The sequence below is a fragment of the Streptomyces sp. NPDC007095 genome, from assembly GCF_040634475.1.
In the GTDB taxonomy this organism is placed as follows: domain Bacteria; phylum Actinomycetota; class Actinomycetes; order Streptomycetales; family Streptomycetaceae; genus Streptomyces.
Map to the genome: position 1 here is coordinate 1 of NZ_JBEYFS010000176.1, position 26021 is coordinate 26021.

General features: G+C 69.7%; 17 protein-coding genes and 2 pseudogenes. 16 read left to right on the top strand and 3 right to left on the bottom strand.

Annotated elements, in window-relative coordinates; all coding sequences use genetic code 11:
• The 4 genes and pseudogenes from ABZ656_RS41705 to ABZ656_RS41720 form a co-directional block, all read left to right on the top strand.
• Positions 1–272 (top strand): annotated as a pseudogene (locus tag ABZ656_RS41705) (hypothetical protein); the annotation flags it as partial.
• 694 nt (positions 273–966) lie between these two features.
• Positions 967–4680, top strand: coding sequence for a S8 family serine peptidase (locus ABZ656_RS41710; protein ID WP_360275537.1), 3714 nt, complete (start codon positions 967–969; stop codon positions 4678–4680).
• Between the two features lie 92 nt (positions 4681–4772).
• Positions 4773–5165 (top strand): DUF488 family protein, encoded by a 393-nt coding sequence (locus ABZ656_RS41715; RefSeq protein ID WP_360275585.1) that lies wholly within the window; start codon positions 4773–4775, stop codon positions 5163–5165.
• A 91-nt stretch (positions 5166–5256) separates the two neighbouring features.
• Positions 5257–5490, top strand: a complete 234-nt coding sequence (locus tag ABZ656_RS41720) for a hypothetical protein (RefSeq protein WP_360275540.1) — start codon at positions 5257–5259, stop codon at positions 5488–5490.
• A 58-nt stretch (positions 5491–5548) separates the two neighbouring features.
• Here the strand turns inward: ABZ656_RS41720 and ABZ656_RS41725 are convergent, their stop codons facing one another.
• Entirely contained in the window at positions 5549–6769 is a 1221-nt protein-coding gene (locus ABZ656_RS41725) for a metallophosphoesterase (protein WP_360275543.1), read from the bottom strand.
• A gap of 944 nt (positions 6770–7713) precedes the next feature.
• Here ABZ656_RS41725 and ABZ656_RS41730 point away from each other — a divergent pair.
• The 10 genes from ABZ656_RS41730 to ABZ656_RS41775 all read left to right on the top strand — a co-directional run bounded on the left by ABZ656_RS41730 (position 7714) and on the right by ABZ656_RS41775 (position 21145).
• Positions 7714–8736 carry a LacI family DNA-binding transcriptional regulator gene (locus tag ABZ656_RS41730; protein WP_360275546.1) on the top strand — a complete coding sequence of 341 codons (1023 nt, stop codon included), beginning with the start codon at positions 7714–7716 and terminating at the stop codon, positions 8734–8736.
• A gap of 74 nt (positions 8737–8810) precedes the next feature.
• Positions 8811–10490 (top strand): ABC transporter substrate-binding protein, encoded by a 1680-nt coding sequence (locus tag ABZ656_RS41735; RefSeq protein ID WP_360275549.1) that lies wholly within the window; start codon positions 8811–8813, stop codon positions 10488–10490.
• A gap of 93 nt (positions 10491–10583) precedes the next feature.
• Positions 10584–11561 carry an ABC transporter permease gene (locus ABZ656_RS41740; RefSeq protein ID WP_360275552.1) on the top strand — a complete coding sequence of 326 codons (978 nt, stop codon included), beginning with the start codon at positions 10584–10586 and terminating at the stop codon, positions 11559–11561.
• Between the two features lie 13 nt (positions 11562–11574).
• Positions 11575–12495 carry an ABC transporter permease gene (locus ABZ656_RS41745; protein WP_360275555.1) on the top strand — a complete coding sequence of 307 codons (921 nt, stop codon included), beginning with the start codon at positions 11575–11577 and terminating at the stop codon, positions 12493–12495.
• A 3-nt stretch (positions 12496–12498) separates the two neighbouring features.
• The gene (locus tag ABZ656_RS41750) at positions 12499–13452 is read left to right on the top strand and encodes an ABC transporter ATP-binding protein (protein ID WP_360275558.1); all 954 of its coding nucleotides are present in this window, start codon (positions 12499–12501) and stop codon (positions 13450–13452) included.
• Positions 13449–14492 (top strand): ATP-binding cassette domain-containing protein, encoded by a 1044-nt coding sequence (locus ABZ656_RS41755; RefSeq protein ID WP_360275561.1) that lies wholly within the window; start codon positions 13449–13451, stop codon positions 14490–14492. The genes ABZ656_RS41750 and ABZ656_RS41755 overlap by 4 nt, the downstream gene beginning before the upstream one ends.
• On the top strand, positions 14489–16012 hold the full coding sequence (locus ABZ656_RS41760) for a glycoside hydrolase family 32 protein (RefSeq protein WP_360275564.1): 1524 nt from the start codon (positions 14489–14491) through the stop codon (positions 16010–16012). The genes ABZ656_RS41755 and ABZ656_RS41760 overlap by 4 nt, the downstream gene beginning before the upstream one ends.
• A gap of 85 nt (positions 16013–16097) precedes the next feature.
• Complete coding sequence (locus ABZ656_RS41765; RefSeq protein ID WP_360275567.1) at positions 16098–19670, top strand: glycoside hydrolase family 32 protein; 3573 nt, start codon at positions 16098–16100, stop codon at positions 19668–19670.
• 837 nt (positions 19671–20507) lie between these two features.
• Entirely contained in the window at positions 20508–20741 is a 234-nt protein-coding gene (locus tag ABZ656_RS41770; RefSeq protein ID WP_360275570.1) for a type II toxin-antitoxin system VapB family antitoxin, read from the top strand.
• The gene (locus ABZ656_RS41775) at positions 20738–21145 is read left to right on the top strand and encodes a PIN domain nuclease (protein ID WP_360275573.1); all 408 of its coding nucleotides are present in this window, start codon (positions 20738–20740) and stop codon (positions 21143–21145) included. Before ABZ656_RS41770 ends, ABZ656_RS41775 begins: the two co-directional genes overlap by 4 nt.
• Before the next feature lie 63 nt (positions 21146–21208).
• On the opposite strand, the pseudogene ABZ656_RS41780 reads toward ABZ656_RS41775, so the two are convergent.
• Positions 21209–21625: pseudogene (locus tag ABZ656_RS41780) on the bottom strand (DEAD/DEAH box helicase); the annotation flags it as partial.
• 99 nt (positions 21626–21724) lie between these two features.
• On the bottom strand, positions 21725–22636 hold the full coding sequence (locus ABZ656_RS41785; RefSeq protein ID WP_360275576.1) for a LysR substrate-binding domain-containing protein: 912 nt from the start codon (positions 22634–22636) through the stop codon (positions 21725–21727).
• Positions 22637–22802: 166 nt separating this feature from the next.
• On the opposite strand from ABZ656_RS41785, the gene ABZ656_RS41790 reads away from it, so the two are divergent.
• Both ABZ656_RS41790 and dctA read left to right on the top strand, forming a co-directional pair.
• On the top strand, positions 22803–23921 hold the full coding sequence (locus ABZ656_RS41790; RefSeq protein ID WP_360275579.1) for a PrpF domain-containing protein: 1119 nt from the start codon (positions 22803–22805) through the stop codon (positions 23919–23921).
• Positions 23918–25300, top strand: coding sequence for a C4-dicarboxylate transporter DctA (dctA, locus tag ABZ656_RS41795; RefSeq protein ID WP_360275582.1), 1383 nt, complete (start codon positions 23918–23920; stop codon positions 25298–25300). The genes ABZ656_RS41790 and dctA overlap by 4 nt, the downstream gene beginning before the upstream one ends.
• Positions 25301–26021 lie beyond the last annotated feature (721 nt).

Here is a 26021-nt window from a genome sequence, read left to right on the forward strand (position 1 = left end):
GGCTGACCGTCCTCGAAGAACCCTGGGACCCGCCCGCGGGCCGCTTCGACCGCGCCCGCCCCCTCCTCCTCTCCGCCGACCTCCCCGCCTTCCGCCCCTGGCGCAACCACCTCACCCACCCCCGCGGCCACGCCCAGCTCCGCCTGGGCCACGACGGCCTCTGGTACGCCTACGAATCGGAACCAGGCCACGAGGACTGGTGGCCCCGGGGCACCCCCGACCTCGACCCGGTCGGCGCACTGACCGGCCTCGGCGCACCGGGCGAGCTCTGACCCGCCCGCCCGCGCCGACCGAGTCACACGGCACCCCGTTCAGTCACCACAGTGACGGACCGGTGTGGGCGGAGCGCCCGAGACCTCGAAGCCTGACGGCAGAGCGCGATGCCACGACCACATCGACAAGATCGTGTTACGAGCTCTGGGACCGTCGACGAAATGCGGGAAGATGCCCTCTGGCCAGGCGAGGATCTCTCACTACTCGCCGACGAAAGGGCACGGTCAGCGTATGAGCGCGCAGCCGAGGGTCAGGAAGGCGTCGTGGACGTCGTCGCGGACATCCAGGGGATCCGCAGTTGACGCAACCAGTGCGGGTGGGCGAGGGCACGCGCTGAGTGACGGCGAGTGGGTACCGGCTGTGGGGCTGTCGGCCCCTCGCGGGAAGGCCCATCACCCATCGATGAGGTGAGAGCGCGGGCCCGCCGCACCCGGCGTCCGCCCCGGCGGAGGGCATGCGCCAAGCCGCCGACCGGGATGCCCCACAGGCCCGTTGCTCCGTCCCTCGGCACACCGAATTCATGAGGCGGTCCGCCGCCGTCCCTCCCGGACGCGCGGTGGCCGACGACCCCGTCTGCTCGCGGCGTAACTGTGCCATGGCGCAAGAGCGACATGTGCGACCCCTTGAACGACGGCGGGGGAGGCCGGAGGATCCAGTGATCTTTCGCTCTTCGCCGCGTCTCAGGAGTCTTCCTTGCCCAAGGTTCCCATCCCCCGGCCCGGGCCGATCGCCCTCGCCGTGGCGGCCGCGCTCACACTCGGCGTCATACCGGCGACTGCCGCTGTGTCCGCGTACTCCGCCGGTGAGGTGTCGCACAACGACGCCGGACACCAAACCCCCGGCGATGCCCGCACGCACACCGTCACCCTGATCACGGGTGACAAGGTCACCATCGGGACCGCCGCCGACGGCACCGTCGTGCGCTCCTTCCAGGCCGCGAGCGGAGCCACCACCGGCTTCCACCGCGCTGTCGTGGACGGCGCCACCTATGTCTACCCCGACGCCGCCCTGCCGTACGTGAGCGCCGGCGAACTCGACAAGCAGCTCTTCAACGTGACGCGGCTGATCACCGAGGGCTATGACGACGCGCACAGCTCCCGGCTGCCGCTGATCGTGCGCTACACCGGAGCCGCCGCCAAGGCCCGCACCCGGACGAAGATGGCCGGCTCGACCGACGTCCGGCGCCTGGACAGCATCCAGGGCGCGGCCCTCGCGCAGAACCACAAGCAGGCACCGGAGTTCTGGTCCTCGCTCACCGGGGGTTCCGGCGCGGCGGCCCGGTCCGCGAAGCCGTCCTTCGCGGGCGGCGTCGCCAACGTGTGGCTCGACGGCAAGGTGAAGGCCGACCTGGCCGACTCCACCGCCCAGATCGGCGCGCAGAAGGTATGGGCGGAGGGCGACACCGGCCAGGGCGTGAAGGTCGCGATGCTCGACAGCGGCGCGGACACCGAACACCCGGACCTGGTCGGGCAGGTGTCCGACAGCGCCAGCTTCGTCCCCGGCGAGGACGACATCGCCGACTACAACGGCCACGGCACGCACGTCGCCTCGACCATCGTCGGCACGGGCAGTGCCTCCGACGGCAAGGAGCGGGGTGTCGCCTCCGGCGCCCGGCTGGCCGTCGGCAAGGTGCTCAACTCCGAGGGCAGCGGCCAGGAATCCTGGATCATCGCGGGCATGGAGTGGGCCGCCCGCGACCAGAAGGCCAGGATCATCAGCATGAGCCTGGGCGGCAGCGGTGACAAGACCGACCCGATGAGCCAGGCCGTCGACGAACTCAGCCACGACACGGGCGCGTTGTTCGTGATCGCGGCGGGCAACGGCGGCCCGCACTCCATCAGCAGCCCCGGTGCCGCAGACTCCGCGCTGACCGTCGGCGCCGTCGACTCCACCGACACGCTCGCCGACTTCTCCAGCCAGGGCCCGCGTGACGGCGACGGCGGGCTGAAACCGGAGATCACCGCGCCCGGCGTCGACATCGTCGCGGCGCGCTCGCACTACAAGCGCGGCTCCGGCTACTACACCACGATGAGCGGCACGTCGATGGCGACGCCGCACGTCGCCGGTGCCGCCGCGCTCCTCGCCTCAGAGCACCCCGACTGGACGGGCACCCAGCTCAAGGAGGCGCTGGTCAGCAGCGCCAAGGCAACCCCGGCGTACACCCCGTACCAGGCGGGCGCCGGCCGGCTCGACGCGCTGGCGGCCGTGCACACCACGGTCTTCGCCACCACGACCGCCTACTCCGGCTTCCACACGTGGCCCCCGAAGCCGGGGCAGACCGACGTCCAGACGGTGACGTACACCAACGTCGGCGACGCCCCGGCCAACCTCAACCTGGCGGTCAACGGCACCGTCCCGGCCGGGTTGTTCAGCCTCTCCGCCGACCACGTCACCGTGCCCGCCCACGGCACCGCCACGGTCACCCTGACGGCGGATCTGGACAAGCTGGGCGGGGACCAGTCGGTCAGCGCCATGATCACCGGTACGGACGGCAGCGGAGCGGTCCGCGCCCGGACCCTGATCGGCGCGGCCCGAGAGGGCCAGCGGCAGAATCTGACCGTGGTCGCCAAGGACCGTTCGGGCAAGCCGCTGGAGGGCCGGGTCGTCCTGACCGCCGAGCACCTCTTCACGGTGATGGACCTCGACGCGTCCGGCACCGGCACGGCGCGGCTGCCCGTCGGCAGCTACAGCGGCTGGCTCACCGGTGACGTGCAGGGCGCCGAAGGCCCGCACTCGCGCGGCATGGTGCTGCTCGCCTTCAACGACGTGAAGCTGGACCAGGACCGTACCGTCACCCTGGACGGCCGCAAGGCACGCCGGATCCTGGCGCGCGTGCCGCAGCAGACCACCGCCGTCGCGCCGCGCCTGGACGCCCACCGGTCCTTCACCGACAGCCTGGTGGAGACGTCGATGCTGCCGGACCCGTCGTACGACAGCATCTGGGCGCTCCCGACCGGCAAGAAGGTCACCGACGGCGAGTTCGAGACCGGCGCCCGCTTCCGCCTCGAGCAGCCCGCGCTGACCGTGAGCACGAAGTCGACGACCTTCAACGACCCGCTGGTCAAGCGCGCGGCCACGCCGCTGCCCGCCGGTACCCGGAACCTGACGGCGGTCTTCGCCGGTGACGGCACGGCCGAGGAGCTCGCGCGGCAGAACGTGCGCGGCAAGGCCGTCGTGGTGCGCGGCGCCGGCACGGAAGGGATCAAGGCCCAGGCGGAGGCCGCCGCGGCCGCCGGCGCCCGGCTGCTGCTGGTCGTCAACGACGGCGTCGGCCGCCTGCAGCCCTGGGACGAGAACCCCTGGAGCCCGCAGAGCCCGGCCCCAGTGACGGTGGCGACGCTCAACGCCGACCAGGGCGCCGACCTGCTCGGCCAACTTCGGCACGGCGCGGTCTCGCTGAAGGTCACCTCGCACCCCACGACCGACTACGTCTACGACGTCGTGCACCACTGGACGGGCGCCGTTCCGGCGGACCCGACCTGGCGTGAGGAGTCCAAGGACCTCGGCCGGGTGAACGTCTCCTTCCGGAACTACCGGCAGGGCAAGGCGATGGAGTTCCGTCCGGACGTCTGGCGCGGCTGGGCCGTCGGCAACCAGCTCACCGCGCCCGCCCAGGGCGAGCGCACCGACTGGGTCACCGCCGGCACCACGTGGCTTGACGACGCCTTCATCCAGGGCGAGACCGGGCAGCACTCGATCGACCCGCTGAACTACCCGGCGCGCAAGACCGGCAAGGTCAGCTGGTTCGGCCCGATCCAGCGGCCCCGCATGGGCCCGATCAACTACCAGCCGGTGCGCTACCTCGACACGATGTACATCACCGCGCCCGGCTGGGGTGACTCGGGGTCCGGCCACGTCGGCGAGGCCGGCGCGAACTTCGACGTCAAGGACTGGATGTCGCTCTACCAGGGCGACCAGCAGCTCGACTGGGGCAACGCCGAGTACCTGCAGGTTCCCGGCCTCGGCGCCGAGCGCCTGCCCTACCGGCTGGTCCTCGACAACGACCGCGGCACCTGGGCCGACCCGTACTCGACGCACACGCTGACCGAGTGGGACTTCACCTCCGCGGTCACCGGCAGCGATGCGGCGGTGTCCCTGCCGCTCATCCAGCTCGACTACGGCGTGGACACCGACAAGTCCGGCCGTGCCGACCGGCACGCCGGCCTGACGGTGACCGCCTCGCACCTGCCGGGCACCACCGCCACCATCGGGAAGCCGACCGTCGAGGTGTCGTACGACGACGGTGCGACCTGGCAGCGGACCGACCTGAGCCGGTGCGACGACGGATGGCGGACGAACCTGCGCGCGCCGCGGTCCGCCGACTTCGTCACCCTCCGGGTCGGCGCCCGGGACAGCGCGGGCAACACCGTCTCGCAGACGATCACCCGGGCCTTCGGCCTGCGCTGACGTCACACCCCGGGAGGTCACCTGGGACAGCACCGCGTGGGTGGGACCGCAGCCGGCGGCCCCGCCCACGCGGCGTTCCCAGTTGTCAGAGGATCTATGAGGACACCTGGTCGCGGAACGGCAAGCGAGTGCTCGTGGACCGCCGGTGGCCCCGCGGAACGCGCAAAGAACGGGCCCACCTGGACGAATGGCTCCGCGACGTGGCGCCGTCGGCGGACCTGCGCCACTGGCACCACCACGACCAGGAGCGCTTCGCGGAGTTCCGGGATCGCTACATCGGCGAACTGCAGGACGCCGATCACCGGCCAGCCGTGCAGCACCTGTGTGATCTCGCCGCCCACGGCAAGGTCACCTTGCTCACCGCCACCAAGGACCTCGGCCAAAGTGAGGCCGCCGTGCCCGCCCAGTGGCTCGCGACCAGCCCACTACACTCACCCAAACCGCCCCTGAACAGGGAAAACGTCAAAGTCCGGCTGGAGTACTAGATCCGTTGCTTCGTCATCCGGCGGGCCTGGCGGACTGCGCGGCAGCAGGTATTTCGCCCCGAGGACTTTGCTTCACCGGCTCGGCAAACGGGTGTACGACCTGCGGCACACCTGCCTGACGAACTGGCTCAATGATGGTGTGCCGCCGGCGCAAGTCACGGACTGGGCGGCCAACGGCGTCCCGGTCCTTCTGTCCACCTATGCCCGTTGCATCGTCGGTCAGCTGGATGATCTCAAGACACGCATCGAGGCCGCTGGAGACTGTGCGATATGGGACATGGTCACTTCCGAGACCCGGTCGTCCGCCACGATCTCCGTCGCGTGAGCGGAGCGAGGCTGCCGAGGGGCAGCATCTCCAGGCGGAGCTGCTGGCCCGTCCAGCGCTACGGCGAGTGGGGCCGCTGTGGGGAGCGGAGTATGAGCAGGGTGATCTCGCTGGGGGCGAAGACGCGGAACGGCGGGCCCCAGAAGCCGGTGCCGCGGCTGGTGTAGAGGAGGGTGCGGGTGCCGTGGCGGCTGAGGCCGGCGAGGGCGGGCTGGTCGATGCGGACCAGGTGGTGGAAGGGCCAGATCTGGCCGCCGTGGGTGTGGCCGGAGAGTTGGAGGTCGACGCCGCCTGCTGCGGCCCGGTCGACGAACTTGGGCTGGTGGGCCAGGAGCAGGACGGGGTGGTCGGGGTCGGCGCCGTGCAGGGCTCCGGCGAGGTGGGCGCGGTGGCCGGCGAGGCCGGAGGATTCGGCGGTGACGTCGTCCACGCCGGCGACCACGAGGGTGTCGCCACCGCGTTCGAGCAGCAGATGGCGGTTGCGCAGAGGCTCCCAGCCCAGCTCGTCCATGAGGTCGACCCAGCCCTGGGCCTCGCTGTAGTACTCGTGGTTGCCGGTGACGTAGACCCGGGCACGGGTGGCTCGTACGGTGCCGAGTGGGGCGGCCTGGGCGCGGCGGCGTTCGGCCGTGCCGTCCGCGATGTCTCCGGTGTGGCAGACCAGGTCGGCCTGCAGAGTGTTCACCGTCTCGCAGACCCGCGCTGACCAGCGGGCACGGTCGAGCGGGCCGTAGTGGGTGTCGGTGATGAGGACGACGCGCGTGCCGTCCAACCCGGCCCCCAGGCGCGGAAGTTGCACGTCGAGGCGGCGCACCCGTGGCACCCGGCGAGCCTCGGCGTACCCCCAGGCGAGCAGCACGGCGGCTGCGCCGAGGACCGCCCAGGTGACGATCCGGGCCCGGTCCTGGCCGTCGCCGACGCCACTCACGGTCAGGGCGAGCCGCAGCAGGACGCCGAGCAGAACGGACCAGGTGAACAGGACCCAGCTGGTGCCCAGCAGGGTGTCCCCGACGATCGCCGCCCAGTCCTGCTGCCGCCGGCCATGGCCGCGCATCATCGCGAGCGGCATAGCGATCAGACCGAGGACGAACAGGGCGGTGCCGCCCAGCGCCACGGGGAGCGGCCAGTGCTGGCCGGCGTGCAGCAGCAGCCAGCAGGGCACGGTCCACAGCAGGACGGGGGCGATCAAAGGGATGTAGCGCATCAGGCGGCGCAGGCGGCTCTGCTGGGTCGCATGCGCTGCACCGTCCGCGGATCGGGCCTCGCTGGTAGCGGTCACGCTTCCCCTCCTCAAGTATCCAGACTGCCGGCGCACTGTATCCGGTCGTGCTGGGGGACGTCTTACCGATCGCTGATGCCCATTTCATCGGCAACGTGCGCGACGGGGCGAGCGGCCCGGACCCGATCGATCAGGAGTCGTCGGCCACCATGTCGAGCAGCTGCGGGGCATGACACCCCCGCCGGCTGATGCCGATGGGGGCTCCGTGAGACGACGAAGCCCCGCCGGGATGTCCCCGGCGGGGCTTCTGGGTCCTGTTGTGGGCCACCGGCTGTCGGCGACCGGGGAGCGTTGGGGAAGCGAATCTCGTCGTAAGCAGAGCAGCGGACTCATAATCCGTCGGCCGTGGGTTCGAGTCCCACCCGCCCCACCTGTGCAGGTCTTTGACCTGCGGAAACGTTCCTTGTGAGGTGTTGGAACGTCAACGGTGGCTCAACGGACTGAATCCGCTGCTCGCGAGTTTGGCGCCAGGTTCGTCTGCGTCGGCTGATGCCCTTCTGACCTGCACGGACGCGTGCGGACGTGCAGCCGGTGAGACGTGTTCGGTCGGGCTCTGCTGCGGCAGAGTCATGCATTGAGGCCATCCTGAGGCCGGAGGTATCGGCGGAGTGCCCGGGAGGCGTTGTCCGACGAGTTGCGTGGGCCGTGTTGAGGCCGCGGGGATCGGGTTGGGTTGGGCAGCCGGCGTTGGCTGGGTGTGTTGGGTCGGTCTTATCAAGGGTGTGCGGCTGCCGTGCCCGGCGCAGGGGTCCGGCCGGTGCGGGGCGTCCTGCATCGGTACCGGCGAAGGGCGCTGGGCCGGTGGCCTGATGCAGCCCGTGCATAGGTATTGACATGCCACTCAAGACGGACGTAACTTCCGTGCCACACGGAAGTAACGCGCGTTATTAAAGCGCGAAACCGGAGGTGATGTCTCGCCTCCGTCCGGCCGAAGGGAACTGGAAGTGGCCACGAACAAGGCGCGTCGCGTGACCATGAGCGACGTGGCCCGCCACGCGGGCGTCTCGCGGACCACGGTCTCCTTCGTCCTCAACGACAAGCCCGGTGCCGCCATCCCCGATGAGACCCGTCGGCGGATCCTGGAGGCGATCGACGAGCTCGGCTACCGGCCCAACGCCGGGGCGCGGGCGCTGGCCGCGAACCGCAGCGGATGGTTCGGTCTGATCACCGAGATTGTGACCGGCCCCTTCGCCGGCGAGGTGATCAGGGGCGCGCAGAGCCGCGCCTGGGGCGACCGGAGGTTCCTGCTGATCGCCGCGAGCGAGGGCGACCCCGCCCAGGAGGCCGCCGCGCTCGACCAGATGCTGGAGCACCGCGTGGAAGGGCTCCTGTACGCCACGACCTGGCACCGGTCCGTCAGCCTGCCGAAGGCCGCCCGCGAGGTGCCGACCGTTCTCGTCAACTGCTATGACGCGGAAGGTGAGTTGCCATGCATCCTGCCCGACGAGGAGTCGGGCGGATACAAGGCGACCCGCCGGCTCCTGGACGCCGGTCACACCCGCATCGGGTTCATCAACCTCGACCCGGCGATCCCGGCCGCCATCGGCAGGCGCGAAGGATACGAACGTGCCCTGCGCGAGGCCGGGATCACCCCCGACCCTGCCCTCGTCATCCCCGGCTGGGCCACCGCCGACGGCGCCTACACCGCCGCCTGCGAACTGCTGGACCGCCCGGCCGCCGCCCGGCCGACCGCGCTGTTCTGCGGCAACGACCGGATGGCGATGGGCGCGTACGACGCGATCAAGGAACGTGGGCTGCGCATCCCGCACGACGTGGCCGTGGTGGGGTTCGACAACCAGGAACTCATCGCCGCCTATCTGCGGCCGAAGCTGACGACGCTCGCCCTGCCCTTCGAGGCCATGGGCACCAAGGGCGTCGACATGCTCGCCGCTCTCGCAGCGGGGCAGCCGCTCGACACCTACCGGGTGACGATCGACTGCCCGCTGCTCGAACGCTCGTCGGTCTGACTGCGAATCAGTCCGCCGAGGAATCCCATCCCGTCTTCGTCCTGTGTGTTGAAGAGAGGAAAAGAGTCTCCATTATGGCACCCTCCATCGCCCCACGGCGGCTTCGGCCCGTCCTGAGAGCGGTCACCGCGACCGCCGCCGCAGCCCTGGTCCTTTCTGCCTGTACGGGTGGCTCGGGCGCCTCCGGCGCCGGTGACACCTCCGGCAACCAGCTGCTCACCATCCCGCGTGAGGACCTGGCGACGTTCACGCGCAACTTCAACCCGCTCTCTCCGCAGGCCGCCCCCATGACCCTGCAGTCGGTCTACGAGCCGCTGGTCGTGCACAGCATGTCGGACGCCAAGGACACGCCGTGGCTGGCCACCAAGTGGGAGCAGGCCAAGGACGGCAAGTCCCTCACCTTCACGCTGCGCGACGGCGTGAAGTGGTCGGACGGCCAGGCGCTCACCGTCGACGACGTCGTCTACACCTTCCAGCTCCAGAAGAAGGTACTCGGCGGCTTCGACTACCTGGACAAGGTCACCGCGGTCGACGCCCACACGGTGAAGTTCTCCTTCAACAAGCCCTCCTCGACCGCCTTCTACGAGATCGGCGCCCACTACATCCTGCCGAAGCACATCTGGTCCAAGGTGAAGGACCCGGCGAAGTTCACCAACCCGAACCCGGTCGGCACCGGCCCGTACACCAAGATCGAGAAGTTCCAGAGCCAGTCGTACGAGCTGCGCAAGAACCCCGACTACTGGCAGCCGGCCAAGCAGCAGATCGCCGGTATCCAGATGCTCGCCTTCTCCGGCAACGACAGCGCCAACCTCGCCTTCACCAACGGCGAGGTGGACTGGACGCAGTCGTTCATCCCGGACATCGAGAAGTCCTTCGTCGCCAAGGACAAGAAGCACAACCACTACTGGTTCCCGGCCACCGGCGCCATGATCAACTGGCAGCTGAACACCACCAAGGCCCCCTTCAACGACCCGGCCGTACGCAAGGCCCTCAGCATGGCCGTCGACCGCGACCAGATCACCAAGGTCGCCATGAACGGCTACGCCGAACCCGCCGACTGCACGGGCCTTGCCCGCACGTACGACAAGTGGCGCGACACGTCACTGGCCGCCTCCTGCACCTGGACGAAGTACGACACCGACGCGGCGGCCAAGGCCCTGGATGCGGCCGGCTACAAGGAGAGCGGCGGCAAGCGGAAGCTGAAGAACGGCAAGAACTTCACGCTCGACATCTCCGTCGGCTCCGCTTCCTCCGACTGGATCTCGGTCGCCAACATCATCAAGCAGGACCTGGCGAAGGTCGGCATCACCGCCACCGTGAAGACGCCCGACTGGTCGGCGGTCTCGTCCTCGTACAACACCGGCACCTTCGACACCGGCATCGTGTGGAGCAACAACGGCGCCACCCCGTACGAGTACTTCCGCGGCGTGATGTCGACCAAGATGCTCCAGCCGGTCGGCAAGCAGGCCACCGAGGACTACCACCGCTTCGGCGACAAGAAGGCCGACAAGCTCATCGACGCCTTCGCCGCCGCCGCGGACGAGAAGACGCAAGCCGAGCAGATGAACGGCCTGCAGGAGCTGTACAACAAGGACGCGCCCGTCGTCCCGCTGTTCACCGGCCCCGAGTGGGGCGCGTACACGGACGCCCGCTTCACCGGCTGGCCCACCGAAGAGAACCCGTACGCCACCCTCGGCAACCGCAACGCCAGCACGATCCTCGTGCTCACGTCGCTGAAGCCCGTCAAGAGCTGACGCCGCCCGCGGACCGGCGGCCGCCTCCTCCCCGGACGGCCGCCCCCGCGCACCGAGCCACACGTTCACCCCCACCGACAGGGAGCACGACCCGTGCGTCTGATCCTGCGCAACCTGGGGTTCTATCTGCTCGCCTTCTGGGCCTCCATCACCCTGAACTTCGTTCTCCCGCGCTTCATGCCGGGTGACCCGGTCTCCCGGATGTTCGCGCAGGCCCAGGGCACCATGCAGCCCGACCAGATAGCCCAGTTGCGGAAACTCTTCGGCCTCGACAACCGTCCCCTCTGGGAGCAGTACGTCTCCTACGTCAAAAGCGTCTTCACCGGCGACCTCGGCATCTCCATCTCCCGCTTCCCCACCCCGGTCTCCGACGTGATCGGCTCGCAGATCGGCTGGACCCTGCTCCTCGGTGGTGTCGCGCTCGTCATCGCCGCCGTGCTCGGCAACCTGCTCGGCATCGTCGCCGCCTGGCGGCGCGGCGGCGTCCTCGACTCCGTCTTCCCGCCCCTGCTGATCTTCGTCGGCTCGTTCCCCTACTTCTGGCTGGCCATGGGCGCGCTGTACCTGTTCGGGGTGAGCCTGGGCTGGTTCCCCATGCGGCACGCCTACGACGTCGGACTGACCCCCGGCTTCAACGGCGAGTTCCTCTCCAACGTCGCCACCCACCTGGTGTTGCCGGCGCTGACCATCGTGCTGGTCTCCATCGGCGGCTGGATGCTCGGCATGCGCAACACCATGATCGCCACAGCGGCCGAGGACTACATCACCATGGCCGAGGCGAAGGGGCTCAGCCCATCGCGGATCATGTTCCGCTACGCCGCCCGCAACGCCCTGCTGCCCTCCGTCACCAACTTCGGCATGGCACTCGGCTTCGTCGTAGGCGGCGCCCTGCTCACCGAGGTCGTGTTCGCCTACCCCGGCATCGGCTACCAGCTGCTGATGGCCGTCCAGGGCCTGGACTACCCGCTGATGCAGGGCATCTTCCTGACGATCACGGCCGCGGTGCTGCTCGCGAACTTCCTCGTCGACCTCGTCTACGTCCGCCTCGACCCGCGCGTCCGCGTCCGCTGAGGAGGTTGCCGACATGACCGCCATCGAATTCGCGACGGCCACCACGCCGACCACCCCCGCGCGCCCGTCCCGCCGGCGCGGACTGCTGCGCCAGCTCATCGACAGCAAGAAGGCGCTGGCCGGGCTGACGCTGCTCGTCCTCTTCGCGCTCCTTGCTCTGCTCGCGCCCGTCCTCGCGCCGGGCGACCCGTCGCTCATCAACTCCACGGGCAGCCAGGCACCCTCGGCCGCACACTGGCTCGGTACGACCGCCAAGGGACAGGACGTGCTCGCCCTCACCCTGTGGGGCGCGCGCAGCTCCCTCTTCGTCGGGTTCACCGTGGGCCTCGTGGCGACCGCGGTCGCCATCGTCGTCGGCCTCGCGTCCGCGTACTTCGGCCGCATCGTGGACGACGCGCTGACCCTGGTCACCAACATCTTCCTGCTGCTGCCCGGCCTCCCGCTGCTCATCATCCTGGCCGCGTTCCTGCCGCCCGGAACCTCCACCGTGATCCTGGTCCTCGTCGTCACCGGCTGGGCGGGCTCGGCCCGAGTCCTGCGAGCTCAGGCCAAGTCGATCCGCGGCAAGGACTTCGTGGCCGCCGCCGTCGTCACCGGCGAGCGCCCACTGCGGATCATGTTCCGCGAGATCCTCCCCAACATGGCGTCCGTGGTGATGACCACGCTGCTCGGCTGCGTGATCTTCGGCATCGGCGCCCAGGCCGGCCTGGAGTTCCTCGGCCTCGGCGACAGCAGCGTCGTCAGCTGGGGCACCAACCTGTACTGGGCGAGCAACGACGGCGCGCTGATGACCGGCACATGGTGGGCCTTCGTCCCCTCCGGACTGTGCATCGCGCTGGTCGCCTTCGCGCTCTCGCTGGTCAACTACGCGGTCGACGAGATCACCAACCCCAGGCTGCGCAGCCGCCCTGCCCGCCGTGAGAGGAGGGGCTGAGCCATGGAACCCGTACTTGAGGTGAACGGCCTGCGCGTCGAATACCGCAGCGACGGACGCACCGTCGTAGGCGCCGACGACGTCTCCTTCTCCATCGGCGCCGGAGAGATCTTCGGCCTCGCCGGAGAATCCGGCTGCGGCAAATCGACCATCGCCAACGCGGTGATGCGACTGCTCAAGCCCCCGGCGGAAATCACCGCGGGCAGTATCCGCTTCCAGGGCAGGGACGTCCTCGCCCTGAACGCACGGGAGCTGCGCGCCTTCCGCTGGAGGGAGATCGCCATGGTCTTCCAGTCGGCGATGAACTCGCTCAACCCCGTCCTGACCATCGGCGAGCAGATCGGCGACATCTTCACCACCCACGAGAAGATGAAGAAGCGGGCAGCGCGGGAGCGGGCCGGCGAGCTGCTTCAGCTGGTCGGCATCGACCCGGGAAGGCTGAAGGCGTACCCGCACCAGCTCTCCGGCGGCATGCGCCAGCGCGTCGTCATCGCCATGGCCGTCGCACTCCACCCCCGGCTGCTGATCATGGACGAGCCGACCACCGCGCTCGACGTGGTCGTGCAGCAGGAGATCATGGCGCAGATCCGCGACCTCCAGCGGGAGCTGGGCTTCTCCATCCTCTTCATCACCCACGACATGTCCCTGATGATCGAGCTGTCGGACCGCATGGGCGTGATGTACGGCGGACGGATCGTCGAACTCGCCAACGCCAAGGACCTGTTCGCGGGGCCGCTCCACCCCTACACCGAGGCGCTGATGAACGCCTTCCCGCCGCTGACCGGCCCGCGCCAAGAGCTCACCGGCCTCTTCGACGCCCCGCGCACCGCCGACAGCTGCGGCTTCCACGTCCGCTGTCCCGAGGACCGCTCGGACTGCTCCATGAACATCCCCGACCTACGCGAGATCGCCCCCGGCCGGTGGGTGGCCCAGAGTGCCCAGGGAGCCCCGCGATGACCCAGCCCCTGCTGTCCGTACGCGGTCTGACCAAGGACTTCCAGGTCGGCACCGTCTTCTCCCGGCGCCGCGTCCGAGCCGTCAACGACGTGTCCTTCGACCTGCCTGCCGGCCGGATCACCGCCCTGGTCGGCGAGTCCGGCAGCGGCAAGTCCACCATCGCCCGCTGCCTCGCCCGCCTCGAACAGCCCTCCGCCGGACAGGTACTGCTCGACGGCCAGGACATCCTGCGCACCGAGCGGCGCCGCGCGTCACGGGCGTACCGCCGCAAGGTCCAGATGGTCTTCCAGGACCCCTTCGGCTCACTCAACCCTGTCCACCGCATCGAGCACTTCCTCACCCGAGCCCTCGTCCTGCACGGCCACTCCGCCACACCAGAGGCGCTGCGCGAGCTGATAAGAACGGTCGGCCTGACCGAGGACATGCTCCAGTCCTACCCGCACGAACTCTCCGGCGGCCAGCGTCAGCGCGTCTCCATCGCGCGCGCGTTGGCGGTGGAGCCGCGCCTCATCCTGGCCGACGAACCGACGTCGATGCTGGACGTCTCCGTGCGCGTCGGCGTGCTCAACCTGATGCGGCGCCTGCGCGACGAGCGGAACATCGCCATGCTCTACATCACGCACGACCTGGGCTCCGCCCGCTACCTCGCGGACACCACGATGGTCATGTTCGCCGGCGAACTCGTCGAGGGCGGCGACGCACTGGCCGTCATGGACGCCCCCGCCCACCCCTACACCAGCCTGCTGCTGTCCGCCGTACCCGACCCCGAACGGGCCGGCAGCTACGACCCCGTCGAGCGCGCCAGGCTCCGCGAGGCGATCCTCAATCCCACGTCCTGCCCCTACGGCGACGACGGCACGTGCAGCCGCACCGAGCCCGTCCGCCACATCGTCGGCGAAGACGACGGCCAGCCCCACTGGGTGCGCTGCCACCTGCGCGCACCCGCCTCCGACATCGCCCGCCGCGTCCTGAAAGCCACGGACCGGCCGGATGGCGAGGCCACCGACGACACCGAGAAAGCGGAGGCCACCGCCGCATGACCCACGACCTCACCCTCCCCTCCGGCACTCCCGTCGCCGAGGGGCTGGCCGAACGCGCCCTGCGCGACCCCCACCGCCCCCGCTTCCACTTCACCTCGCCCGGCGGCTGGCTCAACGACCCCAACGGGCTGAGTCACTGGAACGGCGTCTACCACCTCTTCTACCAGTACAACCCGCTCGCCGCCGCCCACCACCGCATCCACTGGGGCCACGCCACCAGTACCGACCTCGTGCACTGGGCCGATGAGCCAGTCGCCCTGGTGCCAGGCTCGGACGGCCCGGACCGCGACGGCTGTTGGTCCGGTGTCCTGGTGGACGACGGGGGAGTGCCCACGCTCGTCTACTCGGGCAGGCAAAGCGAGCATGAACTCCCCTGCGTGGCCAGGGGATCGGCCGACCTGCGGTACTGGACCAAGGACCAGGCCAACCCGGTCATCACCGCCCCGCCCGAAGGCATCGACGTCACGGCCTTCCGCGACCACTGCGTCTGGCGGGAGGGCTCCGGCGAGAACACGGTGTGGCGGCAGCTGGTGGGCTCGGGAATCCGGGGCGTCGGCGGAACGGCCTTCCTGTACGAATCCGACGACCTGCGCAGCTGGCGCTACGTCGGCCCGCTGCTGACGGGTGACGCCTCGCAGAACCGAGGCGAGCTCGACTGGACGGGCACGATGTGGGAGTGCGTCGACCTCTTCGGCCTCGACGGCGCCGACGTGCTGGTCTTCTCCGCCTGGGATGAGGGCACCACCCACCACCCCCTGTACTGGACCGGCCGCTACCAGGGCGACACCTTCACCCCGACCGCCCTCCACCGCCTCGACTACGGCGGCCGCTACTTCTACGCCCCCCAGTCCACCCGTGACGAGCACGGCCGCCGCATCATGTTCGGCTGGCTCCAGGAGGGCCGGACTGACGAGGCGAACGCGCAGGCCGGCTGGTGCGGCGTGATGTCCCTGCCGAGGGCCGTCACGCTCGCCACCGACGGCGGCCTGCACCAGGCCCCGGTGCCGGAGCTGACCGAGCTGCGGCGGGAGCGCGTAGAGGTGGTTCCAGGCCGGCTGGCCGACCCGTACACCCCGCTGCCCGCCGTGCGCGGGGACCAGCTGGACATCGAGACGACCCTGCGCCTCGCCCCCGGAGCGACCGCCCGGCTCGTGCTCCGTGAGACACCGGACGGCGCGGAACGCACGGTCGTGGAGGTGAGCCGGTCGCACGACGGAGCGGGCACGCTCCGCCTACAGCGCGAGACCAGCAGTGTCGACCCGACGGTCGACACCGAACCCCTGTACGGCGAACTGCCATTGGCCCCCGACGGCCGGGTCGACCTGCGCGTCCTCGTCGACCACTCTGCACTGGAGGTCTTCGCCAACGGGCGTGCCCTCACTGCCCGCATCTACCCCACCCGCCCGGACGAGGCCGTCGGCGGCGGTATCGGTGCCGACGGCGACGTGGCCCTGGAGCGGTTCGACGCCTGGCAGATGGCGTCGGCCTTCACCGACGGACCCCGGCCGCTGTGGCCGTGACGGTCTTACACACGACCACGGCCCCGCGGGGTGGACGTCCCCCCGGGCCGTGGCCCACCCTCCCCTGTTCTCCTCAGGAGCCGCCATGAGCGTGTCCCGCCGTACCCTCCTGCTCGCCGGAGGAGCCGCCGCCACCCTGCTGCCTCTCGGAGGCATCCTCCCCGCAGCACAGGCCGCCGCCCCGAGCGCCGCCGGAGCGACCCCCGCCGCCACCCCGATTCCCGACCCCATCCCCGTCACCGGCACCTGGACCCGCACCTCCGACGGCGGCCAGAAGGCGACCGCCGGCCGTCGCGGGCCCGCCCTCGCCCTGTCCGAGCAGCAACTCGCGGCCAAGGGCATGTACGCGGCCCGCGTCATGCCCCAATCCGCTTCCTCCGTAGGCGCGTTGGTGTTCCGGGCAGCCCTGGACGGCTCGACCGGATACGCGGTCGCCCTCGACCCCGGCCGCGCCCGCATACGGCTCTACGACCTGACCGGCGGCGACACACTCGCCACCGCTCCACTTCCGGGCGCGCAGGCCGGAAAGCCCTACGACCTCGAAGTGGCAGTCGACGGACCCGAGCTGACGGTGCATGTCGACGGCAAGCGGCTCCTCCACACCGAGGACCACCGCCACGACACCGGCTCGGTGGGCCTGCTCGCCCAGGGCGGCACCGTCACCTTCGGCCCGCCCTCCCTCTCCTCAGTCACCACCAACCTCACCGGCTGGACCACGAGCGGCGGCACCTGGACAGCGAGTCCGCTGGGCTGGCGCTCCGCCCCAACCCAGGGAGCCACCGCCCGCGCCATCACCACGACCAAGACGTACGACACCGCGCTCCAGGCCGACCTGCTCCTGCACGACGCTTCCGCCATCGCCTCACTGCTCGTGCGCACCGACGCCACGGCCACGCACGGCTATGGCGTCCAAGTCGACGCGGACCAGGGCAGGTTGAGGCTCTACCGCATCGACGGCAACGTCACCCTCGGCACCTACGCGACCATTATCAAGGCCGACACGGTGTACCGCCTGCGCGTCGAAGCCGAGCACGACGAACTGCGCGTGCACTGGCAGACCAACTTCCTCTCTCCCGACGGCTACAGCCCCGTCATCACCGCCCAGGACTCCACCCACACGAAGGGCCGACTCGCCGTCACGGCATCGGCCGGAGCGGTGTCCTTCGAGAACATCGCCGCCGCCGACCTCGCCACCAGCCTCCAGGGCTGGACGGCCCGCTCCGGCACCTGGACCCCCGACCTGCGCGGCATCCGCGGCGAGAACGGCCTGCGCACGGCCCCCTTCACCGACGGCGACCTGGTGGCGAGAGGCGACATCACACCCGGCGGCCCCTCTTCCTCGGCCGGCCTCGTCCTGCGCGCGTCCGCGAACGGCTCCGGCGGCTACGAAGCCCGCCTGGAAGCCGGCCGCAACGCCGTCGTCCTGCTGGACCGCTCCTCCGGCACCCGCCTCGCCTCCGCTTCCGGCCCGGTCCGGCGCATCGCGTCCGGCGGTACCTACCGTGTCGAGGCCCGAGGGACGGGCAGGACGATCGAGGTATACGTGGACGGCGTACGGGCGCTGAAAACCCGCGTGTCCCGCACCACGGGCGCCACCGTCGGCACCACGGCCGCGCACGGAACGTCGTACTTCCAGAACGTCGAAGTCCACAGCACCGCCGACTACTTCACCGAGCCTTACCGCCCCACGTACCACTACTCCCAGCTCACCGGCTCCACCAGCGACCCCAACGGCCTGGTCCACTACGACGGCGAATACCACCTCTTCCACCAGGACCAGGGCCGCTGGGCGCACGCGGTCAGCACCGACCTCGTCCACTGGCAGGCCCTGCCGATCGCCCTGCCCTGGAACGCCTACGGCAACTGCTGGTCGGGCTCGGCGGTTGTGGACTCGGACGACACCTCCGGCCTCTTCGACGGCGGCTCGGGCCTGATCACCTACTACACCAGCTACCACCCGGACAAGCCGGGCGGAAATGCCAGCGTGCGCATCGCCTACAGCAAGGACAAGGGCCGCTCGTGGCAGTGGCACGGCGGCTCGAGTCCGGCCGTTCAGAACCCGGGAGGCCCCGACGCCGGCTGGACCTTCCGCGACCCGAAGGTCATCCGCGACGAGGCCCACGACCAGTGGCTGATGGTCGTCTCCGGCGGCGACCACATCCGCTTCTTCACCTCCACCGACCTCCTCACCTGGACCCAGGTCAGCTCCTTCGGCTACGGCGACTGGGCCACGCCCGGCGTCTGGGAGTGCCCCGACTTCTTCCCGCTGCCGGTCGACGGCGACAAGGACAAGGCGAAGTGGGTCCTCACCCTGAGCACCGGCGCCGTACGCGCCACGAACGGCTCGGCCGCCCAGTACTTCACGGGCGACTGGAACGGCACCGGTTTCACTCCCGACCAGAAGGCCGGCACGGTCCTGCGCGCCGACTCCGGCCGCGACTACTACGCCGCCATGTCCTTCTACGGCCTGCCCGACGACCGCCGCGTCTGGCTCGGCTGGATGAGCAACTGGGACTACCCCTTCAGCGCCCCGACCAGCGGCTGGAACGGCCAACTGAGTACCCCGCGCGAACTGACGCTCACGGACACCGCCGACGGCGTACGCCTGGCGCAGCGCCCGGTCCCGGAGCTGGTCACGCTGCGCACGTCCACCACGACCCGCAAGGACCTCGCCGTCGGCCCCGACTCCGCGAACCCGCTCGCGGGAGTCCGGAGCATCGCCTACGAGATCGAGGCCGAGATCACCCTTGGCACCGCCAAGGAGATCGGAGTCCGGCTCCGGACCGACGACGACCAGCACACGACAGTCGGATACGACGCCGAGGCGCAGGAGTTGTTCGTGGACCGCTCGGCATCGGGCCTGAGCGACTTCACGCAGTACTTCGCGGGCCGCACGACCGCGCCGATGAAGACGACCGACGGCCGCGTGACCCTGCGCGTGTACGTCGACTCGTCGTCGGTCGAGGCATTCGGCGCGGACGGACAGGCCGCCGTGACCAGCCTGATCTTCCCCGGCCCGGACGCCGACGGCATGGCCTTCTACGCCAAGGGCGGCACCGCACACATCGAGTCTCTCAAGGTGCACAGGCTCGACAGCACCTTCCGCCTGGTGGATCGGGTGAAGCCGCTGGTGGCCGCCCCGACCGGCGGTGAATTCCGCTCGGACCTCGACAAGTTGACGATCACCCCCGCCGGCCGCTGGTCGACGGACAGCGCGGGCCGCGCCGGAAGCTTCGACAAGGACTCCAACGCGGTCTCGGCCCGCACGGCGACGGACCTGGACCTCACCACCCTGGTCCGGCTCGGCGGCCCCGACCCGGACACGGGCGGTGCCCTCTCCCTCCTCTGGCGCGCCTCCTCCGACGGCACCGATGCCTACTGCCTCAACATCGACCCCGACCTGCGCGTGATCCGCCTGGTCGCCAAGGCCAACGGCTACTTCGACGACGGCGCCGCCCTCGCCCGCGTCCCGGCCCTGGTCCGCCGCGGCACGACCTACCCCGTCCGCATCCTCACCGAGGGCGACCGCATCCAGGTGTTCCTCGACGGCATCCGGATCATCGACCTGACGGACAGGACGTACACGGATGGGCACGTCGGCTTGAACGTCTTCGGAGGGAGGGCGGCGTACCAGGACACGCATGCGAAGGAGCTGTGAGTCACGGATGAGCGTAGATCGACAAGCACCGCCGAGATCGCCAAAGGACTCATAATCCGTCGGCCGTGGGTTCGAGTCCCACCCGCCCCACCACGCACTACGCGTGCAGAATCGATCTGACCAGCAACTTCGCTGGTGGGTCAGGTGAGTTGAGGGGGTTTGGCGGCCCTGCTTGATCATGGTTTCGTGACGTTGAGGCCGAAACCGAGACCGCCGAATTTCCAAAAACGGATATGTCGCACCATTCCTGGATTAATCTCAGGTGTCGCGTGTACGCCACACATCAGCTTCGCGACCGCGGTACGAGGTGTGGCGCCTGTTGAACGTGATCCGGGCGCAGTGCTTCGGCGGCGGTCCTCTGCTGGCCGTCGAGTGGTCCGGTCGTCGCCACTGCACCGGGTGTCACGCGCGTCCGTCGCCCCGGTGTCATGCTTGGCCTGTGGCGCGGCCGGTGTGCGTCGCTCCGGTTGGTGGGGGCCGCGTTCTCCAAGAACGCAGCTGCTGCCGCGACACCGCCGCATGCGAGCCTGTGCCCGGGTCAACGGCCCAGTGTTGCCGCCACGTTCTTGACCACTCGCCCGGCGGCCTGCACGCGCTGTCATGTCCGGCGGTTGGGGTCGGCCTGTTCGCCCATGGCCTCGGCCAGGGTGCCGGGCGCTCGGCGTTGTTCGGCGATGCGGAGCGGTTGACGCTGGAGAGGTCTAAGGGGGGCCGGGAACTCGCCAGTGCGGCGAGCGTCACCCCCGCCACCTCCGGCGGGCGGTTCTGAGTGATTGGCGCGCTCCAATGTTGGTGATGTATCTTGATGGCATACATCATGGATGCTGGAGGTGCTCGATGTCCGTCACGCAGATTGATCTCGATGACGAGGCACTCGCCGAGGCCATGCGGCTGATGGGTGTCACGACGAAGAAGGAGACGGTCAACACGGCCCTGCGGGACTACGTGGCACGGATCAAGCGCCTCGATGCTGCAGAGAAGCTGGCCGCGCGTGGTGCGCGTGGCGAGTTCGAGCAGGCCGCGGCGGCGCATGACGCAGGCAAGCGTGCCCGACGCGAGGCCTTTGAGTGATCACATACCTGCTCGACGCCTCCGCCCTGTGGCACCTGTTCCGCACCCCCGGAGCATTGCCCCCCTGGGAGGGACACATCGCCGCCGGGGTGTTCCACCTCTGCGAGCCGACTCGCGCCGAATTTCTCTACTCGGCGACCAGCCCGTCCCGCCGGGACGAGCTGGCGGAGGAGTTGGACGCACTCTGCCTGCTCTCTCCCGTTCCGAAGAATGCCTGGCGTTGGGTCGACACCGCCCAATACAAACTGACCCAGCGTGGCCAACATCGCGCAGCAGGAGCGATCGACCTGTTGGTGTGTGCGACCGCTGTCCACCATGGGCACACCGTCCTCCACGTGGACAACGACTTCGCAACGGTGGCCGGAGTACTCAAGGAAGTCCAGCAGCGAGACGTGCGAGCCTGACCTACTGGGGCTGGTCCACGTTGTCGGCTTGTTGGCCTCTCGTGATCGATGCCCAAGTCACTGGGCTGCGATCACAGTGGCCGCGTTCTCCAGGGAGCCCACATAGTCGACCTGGATGTCGCCGGGTGGTGGCAGCGCAGGGGATTTCTCGCGCAGGTGCGGGGCTACGACCTGCGCCGTGCGGTGTCCGCTTCCTGAGCCCTGCAGCCAGGTGAGCAGCTGCTCCGGGTTGCCCACCGTCGCGGAAAGCCCGATGTGTTGTACCGGCCGTCCAACGATCCGCTGCAGTCGTTCGAGTACGGCCAGCAGGTGCCATCCCCGGTCGTCCCCTGCAAAGGCGTGGACCTCGTCGACGACGAGGGCCTACAGTCCGGCGAAGAACGCCCGGTGATCGACACTGGTGCTGACGAGCATCGCTTCCAGCGATTCCGGTGTGGTCAGCAGCACGTCCGGCCTGTTCCGCCGGATCTTCTTGCGGCGCGGTTGCCGATCACGACCGCGGGATCCCGGGGCGATGTGGCGCCGTATGCCGGGCTCGGGCACGGCCTTGCGACCACGGCCGAGGCCGTCTGAGGCGGATCAAATCCCAACGGTTCGGGTCGCGGCGCTCCTGCGGAGCAACCCTGTGAAGGCCTGTGCGGCTGGCGTGAGCGCGTGGTCGGCCATGCGCACCAGCAGGATGCGGCGGACCGGCGCGGGCGGTCGCAGGGGCAGGACGCTGACGCCGGGGCGGATGCCTTCCAGCGCCAGGGTGGGGGCCAGGGCTACGCCGATACCGGCGGCCACCATGGCCTGGGCCTCCTGGTAGTCGTGGGCCTCGTAGGCGATCTGGGGCTCGAAGCCCGCGGCGCGACAGCTGCGGTCGAGGGCCTCGGCCACCGGATGGGACTCGGCGCGCGTGATCCACGGGTCGCCCGCGAGATCGGCGAGCGCCGCCGAGTCGCGGTCGGCGAGCGGATGGCGGTCGCTGACGAGAAGGGCCGGCGGGTCGTCGAGGAGCGGGGTGACGGCGGCGTCGTCGCGGTCGATGCGGCACCAGTCGTAGTCCCACATCAGGGAGAGCTCGATCTCGCGGTTCTCCAGCATCGACCACAGACCCGCGATCCGCGCGCTGCGCACCGTCAGCTGTACGTCGGGATGCGCCTCCCGAAACGCGATGACGGCCTGCGGCAGCAGCGAGGCGCCGACGGTGGGGAAGGTGCCGATACGCAGGGTGCCCGCGCGCAGTCCCGCGAAGTCCGCGAGCTCGTTTCCGGCGGCCTTCAGCTCGCGCTCGATCCGCTCCCCGCGCTCGGCCAGCGCACGGCCCGCGTCAGTGAGCGTGACACCCCGCGCGTGACGCTCCAACAAAGGCTGGCCCGCCTCCGCCTCCAGGCGGCTGATCTGCTGCGATACCGCTGACGGGGTGTAATTCATGGCGCGCGCGGTCGCGGTGACGGAGCCGCGTCGGGCGACCTCCGTGAAGAGCAGGATGCGCCGCACGTCGAGCACGGCTCCACCTCCAGCATTTACGTCAACTTAATACCCATGCAGATTTTCGAGATTGTACTTCACGCTGCCGTAACTCACCGTAGACCTCACCACGCACGGAGAAGCCGCCGATGGGCTGTCGCCGTGCAGGAGTTCCCTCTCCCACGAGTCCCTTGAGGAGTCCGTTGTGTTGCGTCTGCAGGGCGAGATGATCCGCGGAGGAACCAGCAAGTGCTGGATCTTCGACCACCAGGACGTGGTGGCGACCGGCGTGGACGTCGACACCCTGCTGCTCGCGGCGTTCAACGCCGCCGACCCCCGCCAGATCGACGGCGTCGGCGGGGCCTCCTCCACCACCTCCAAGGCCGCCGTCGTCCAGGCCTCGGCCGAGTCCGACGTCGACATCGAGTACGCCTTCGCCCAGGTCGGCATCGGCGACGAGCGCGTGGAGTGGGCCAGCAACTGCGGCAACTGCGCCACCGCCGTCGCCCTCTACGCCGTCCACCGCGGCCTCGTACCGATCACCTCGGACAGCACCACCGTCCGCATGCTCAACGTCAACACCGGCGCCCGCCTCACCGGCACCATCCCCACCCCCGGCCGCAGCGCCCCCGACGAGGGCAGGGCCGTCGTCCCCGGCACCAGCGCCCTCGGTGTGCCGGTGCTGCTCGGGTTCCAGGACCCGGCGGGCTCCACCACCGGCCGCGCCCTGCCCACCGGTCATGCCGTGGACACCCTGACCGGCCCCGAAGGCCCCGTTGAGGCGACCCTGGTCGACGCCGGCGCGCCCGCCGCGCTCTTCGAGGCCAAGGTCTTCGGCCTCGACGGCACCGAGTCCCTCACCGAGTTCGCCGCCGCGGTCCCCGCGCTCACCGTGCTGCGCCGCCAGGCGGCCCTCGCGATGGGCCTGGCCGAGGAGAGCGATCCGGTCAGCCACGCGGTTCCGAAGGTCGGCATTGTCGCCCGTCCTACCTCATACCGGACCACGCATGGCACTCTGACCACTCAGGACGAGTACGACCTGGCCGTCCGCATGGTCTCCATGCACGCGCCCCACCCGGCGATCGGCCTCACCTCGGCCGTCGCCCTGGCCACCGCCGCCGCCACCCCCGGCACGCTGGCCCACCGCGTCGCCCGGCAGACCGCCGACGGCACGCTGCGCCTGGGCACCCCCGCCGGCGTGATCACCACCCAAGCCGTCCCCGCACCGGACGGCGCGTCCCCCACGGTGCTGCTGCACCGCGCCGCCCGGCGCATCGCCCGAGCCGAACTCCTCGTTCCCGTCCTGGAAGGACGCCCCGCATGAGCCGCAACGACGCCGCCCCGGGTACCGTCACCGCACCACCGAGCCGCATCCGCCGGCTGCTCTCCCACCTCTACCTCCAGTGCCTGATCGGCGTCATCGCCGGTGCCGCCGTGGGCTGGCTGTGGCCCGCCTTCGGCGCCGACCTCAAACCCCTGGGGGACGGGTTCATCGCGCTCGTCAAGATGATGATCGCGCCGATCATCTTCTGCACGGTCGTCCACGGCATCGCCTCCATGGACAACCTGCGCGCGGTCGGCCGGGTCAGCCTCAAGGCATTGATCTACTTCGAGGTCCTGACCACCGTCGCCATGGTGATCGGCCTCGTCGTAGTCAACATCGTCAAGCCCGGCAGCGGACTGCACGTCGACATCTCCTCGCTCTCCACCAACGGCCTGCCGCCGGCCGCGACCGAGCACGAGGGCTTCGCCGACTTCCTCCTCGCCATGATCCCGGCCACCCTGGTGAGCGCCCTGACCGGCAACGAGATCCTGCCCGTGCTGCTTATCTCGGTCCTGTTCGGCTTCGGCCTGCACGCCAGCGGCGGGGCCGGGCGGAGCATCGCGAGCGGCGTCGAGAAGTTCTCCACGGTGCTCTTCACGCTCATCCGCTGGATCATGCGGCTTGCCCCCATCGGCGCCTTCGGCTCCATGGCCTTCACCATCGGCAACTACGGCCTGGACACCCTGCGCCACCTGTTCCTGTTGGTCGGCTCCTTCTGGCTCACTGCCCTCTTCTTCGTCCTGGTCGTCCTCGGGACGGTCATGCGCCTCAACGGCCTGCGCATGCTGCCCTTCCTGCGCTACATCAAGGAGGAACTGCTGATCGTCCTGGGAACCTCGTCCACCGAGCCGGTCCTGCCGCGCATGATGGCCAAGCTCCAGCACGTGGGCGCCTCGAAGCCAGTTGTCGGCATCACACTCCCCGCCGGGTACTCCTTCAACCTTGACGGCACCGCGATCTACCTGACGATGGGCTCGGTCTTCCTGGCCCAGGCGCTCGGCATCGATCTCAGCCTCACACAGCAGCTGTCCATGCTGGCCGTCATGCTGCTCACCTCCAAGGGAGCCGCGGGCGTCACCGGTTCCGGGTTCATCGCGCTGGCCGCCACCCTCAGCGCCATCCCGCACGTCCCCGTCGCCGCCCTCGCGCTGATCTTCGGCATCGACCGGTTCATGTCCGAGGCCCGCGCCCTGACCAGCCTCGTCGGTAACGGCGTTGCGACCCTGGCGGTGGCCCGTTGGGAGGGCCAGCTCGACGAGGACCGGGCCAAGGCCGTCCTGCGCGGCGAGATTCCCTTCGTCCCCGTGCCCGAGGTTTCCGAACTTGCTCCGAAGGCGGTTCCCGAACCGGCCCGCGAGCCGGTGCCCGCCATCGGCTGATGCATCCGTGCACTGGGGTGCACCCCGGAAGCCGGTCCGGAGGAGCAGCTCCGGGCCGGCTCCTTCCCATCGTGCTCGCGGGGATTGGTCCCCGTATTGAGCAGGGCCACGCAACTGCCCCGGTGCAGTCCGTCGCCGGTCGGTATCCTGTCCGTAGATGTCCTGGCCTGCGTCGAAGGCCATAGAGGCTCTGCCCCCGAGTAACGGGGGCGGAGCCTCTGCGCGTTGGAAGCGCAATCCGCTGCGGGCGAGTTCGAGACCCTTTTCCGAGCTGGCGAGATCGTCCCCACGCCTTCGGTCTGGTCCCTTGGAGGACTCATTGAGGCCGCGTTGGGGCCGCAAGGACAGGAACAGACTGACAAGGGTTCCGAAGCATCGGCAGAGGCCGACCTATCTGACCTGCGAAAACGCCATGAATGAGCGAAGAAGAGCAAGGACCGCCAAGATCCCCAAAGGACTCATAATCCGTCGGCCGTGGGTTCGAGTCCCACCCGCCCCACCTGTGCAGGTCTCTGACCTGCGGAAACGTTCATTTTGGGCTGTTGGATCGTCAACTTTGCCTGAACGGACTGAATCCGCCGCTCGTGAGTTTGGGGCGCGGTGCAGCTCGGGGAGGAGAGGGCGTCTCTGACGCGTAAATAGAGCCTGGTCAGGGTGGGTGTGGGCAGGGCCGGGTGCCCGGTGGCCGTGGAGGCTCCGGGTGTCGGGGTCTGCCGGTTAG

What these genes read in the sequence shown, in the direction of transcription:
- ABZ656_RS41735 (WP_360275549.1), top strand. Translation starts at nt 8,811, where the DNA reads ATGGCACCCTCCATCGCCCCACGGCGGCTTCGGCCCGTCCTGAGAGCG.
- ABZ656_RS41745 (WP_360275555.1), top strand. Translation starts at nt 11,575, where the DNA reads ATGACCGCCATCGAATTCGCGACGGCCACCACGCCGACCACCCCCGCG.
- ABZ656_RS41750 (WP_360275558.1), top strand. Translation starts at nt 12,499, where the DNA reads ATGGAACCCGTACTTGAGGTGAACGGCCTGCGCGTCGAATACCGCAGC.
- ABZ656_RS41755 (WP_360275561.1), top strand. Translation starts at nt 13,449, where the DNA reads ATGACCCAGCCCCTGCTGTCCGTACGCGGTCTGACCAAGGACTTCCAG.
- ABZ656_RS41760 (WP_360275564.1), top strand. Translation starts at nt 14,489, where the DNA reads ATGACCCACGACCTCACCCTCCCCTCCGGCACTCCCGTCGCCGAGGGG.
- ABZ656_RS41765 (WP_360275567.1), top strand. Translation starts at nt 16,098, where the DNA reads ATGAGCGTGTCCCGCCGTACCCTCCTGCTCGCCGGAGGAGCCGCCGCC.
- ABZ656_RS41770 (WP_360275570.1), top strand. Translation starts at nt 20,508, where the DNA reads ATGTCCGTCACGCAGATTGATCTCGATGACGAGGCACTCGCCGAGGCC.
- dctA (WP_360275582.1), top strand. Translation starts at nt 23,918, where the DNA reads ATGAGCCGCAACGACGCCGCCCCGGGTACCGTCACCGCACCACCGAGC.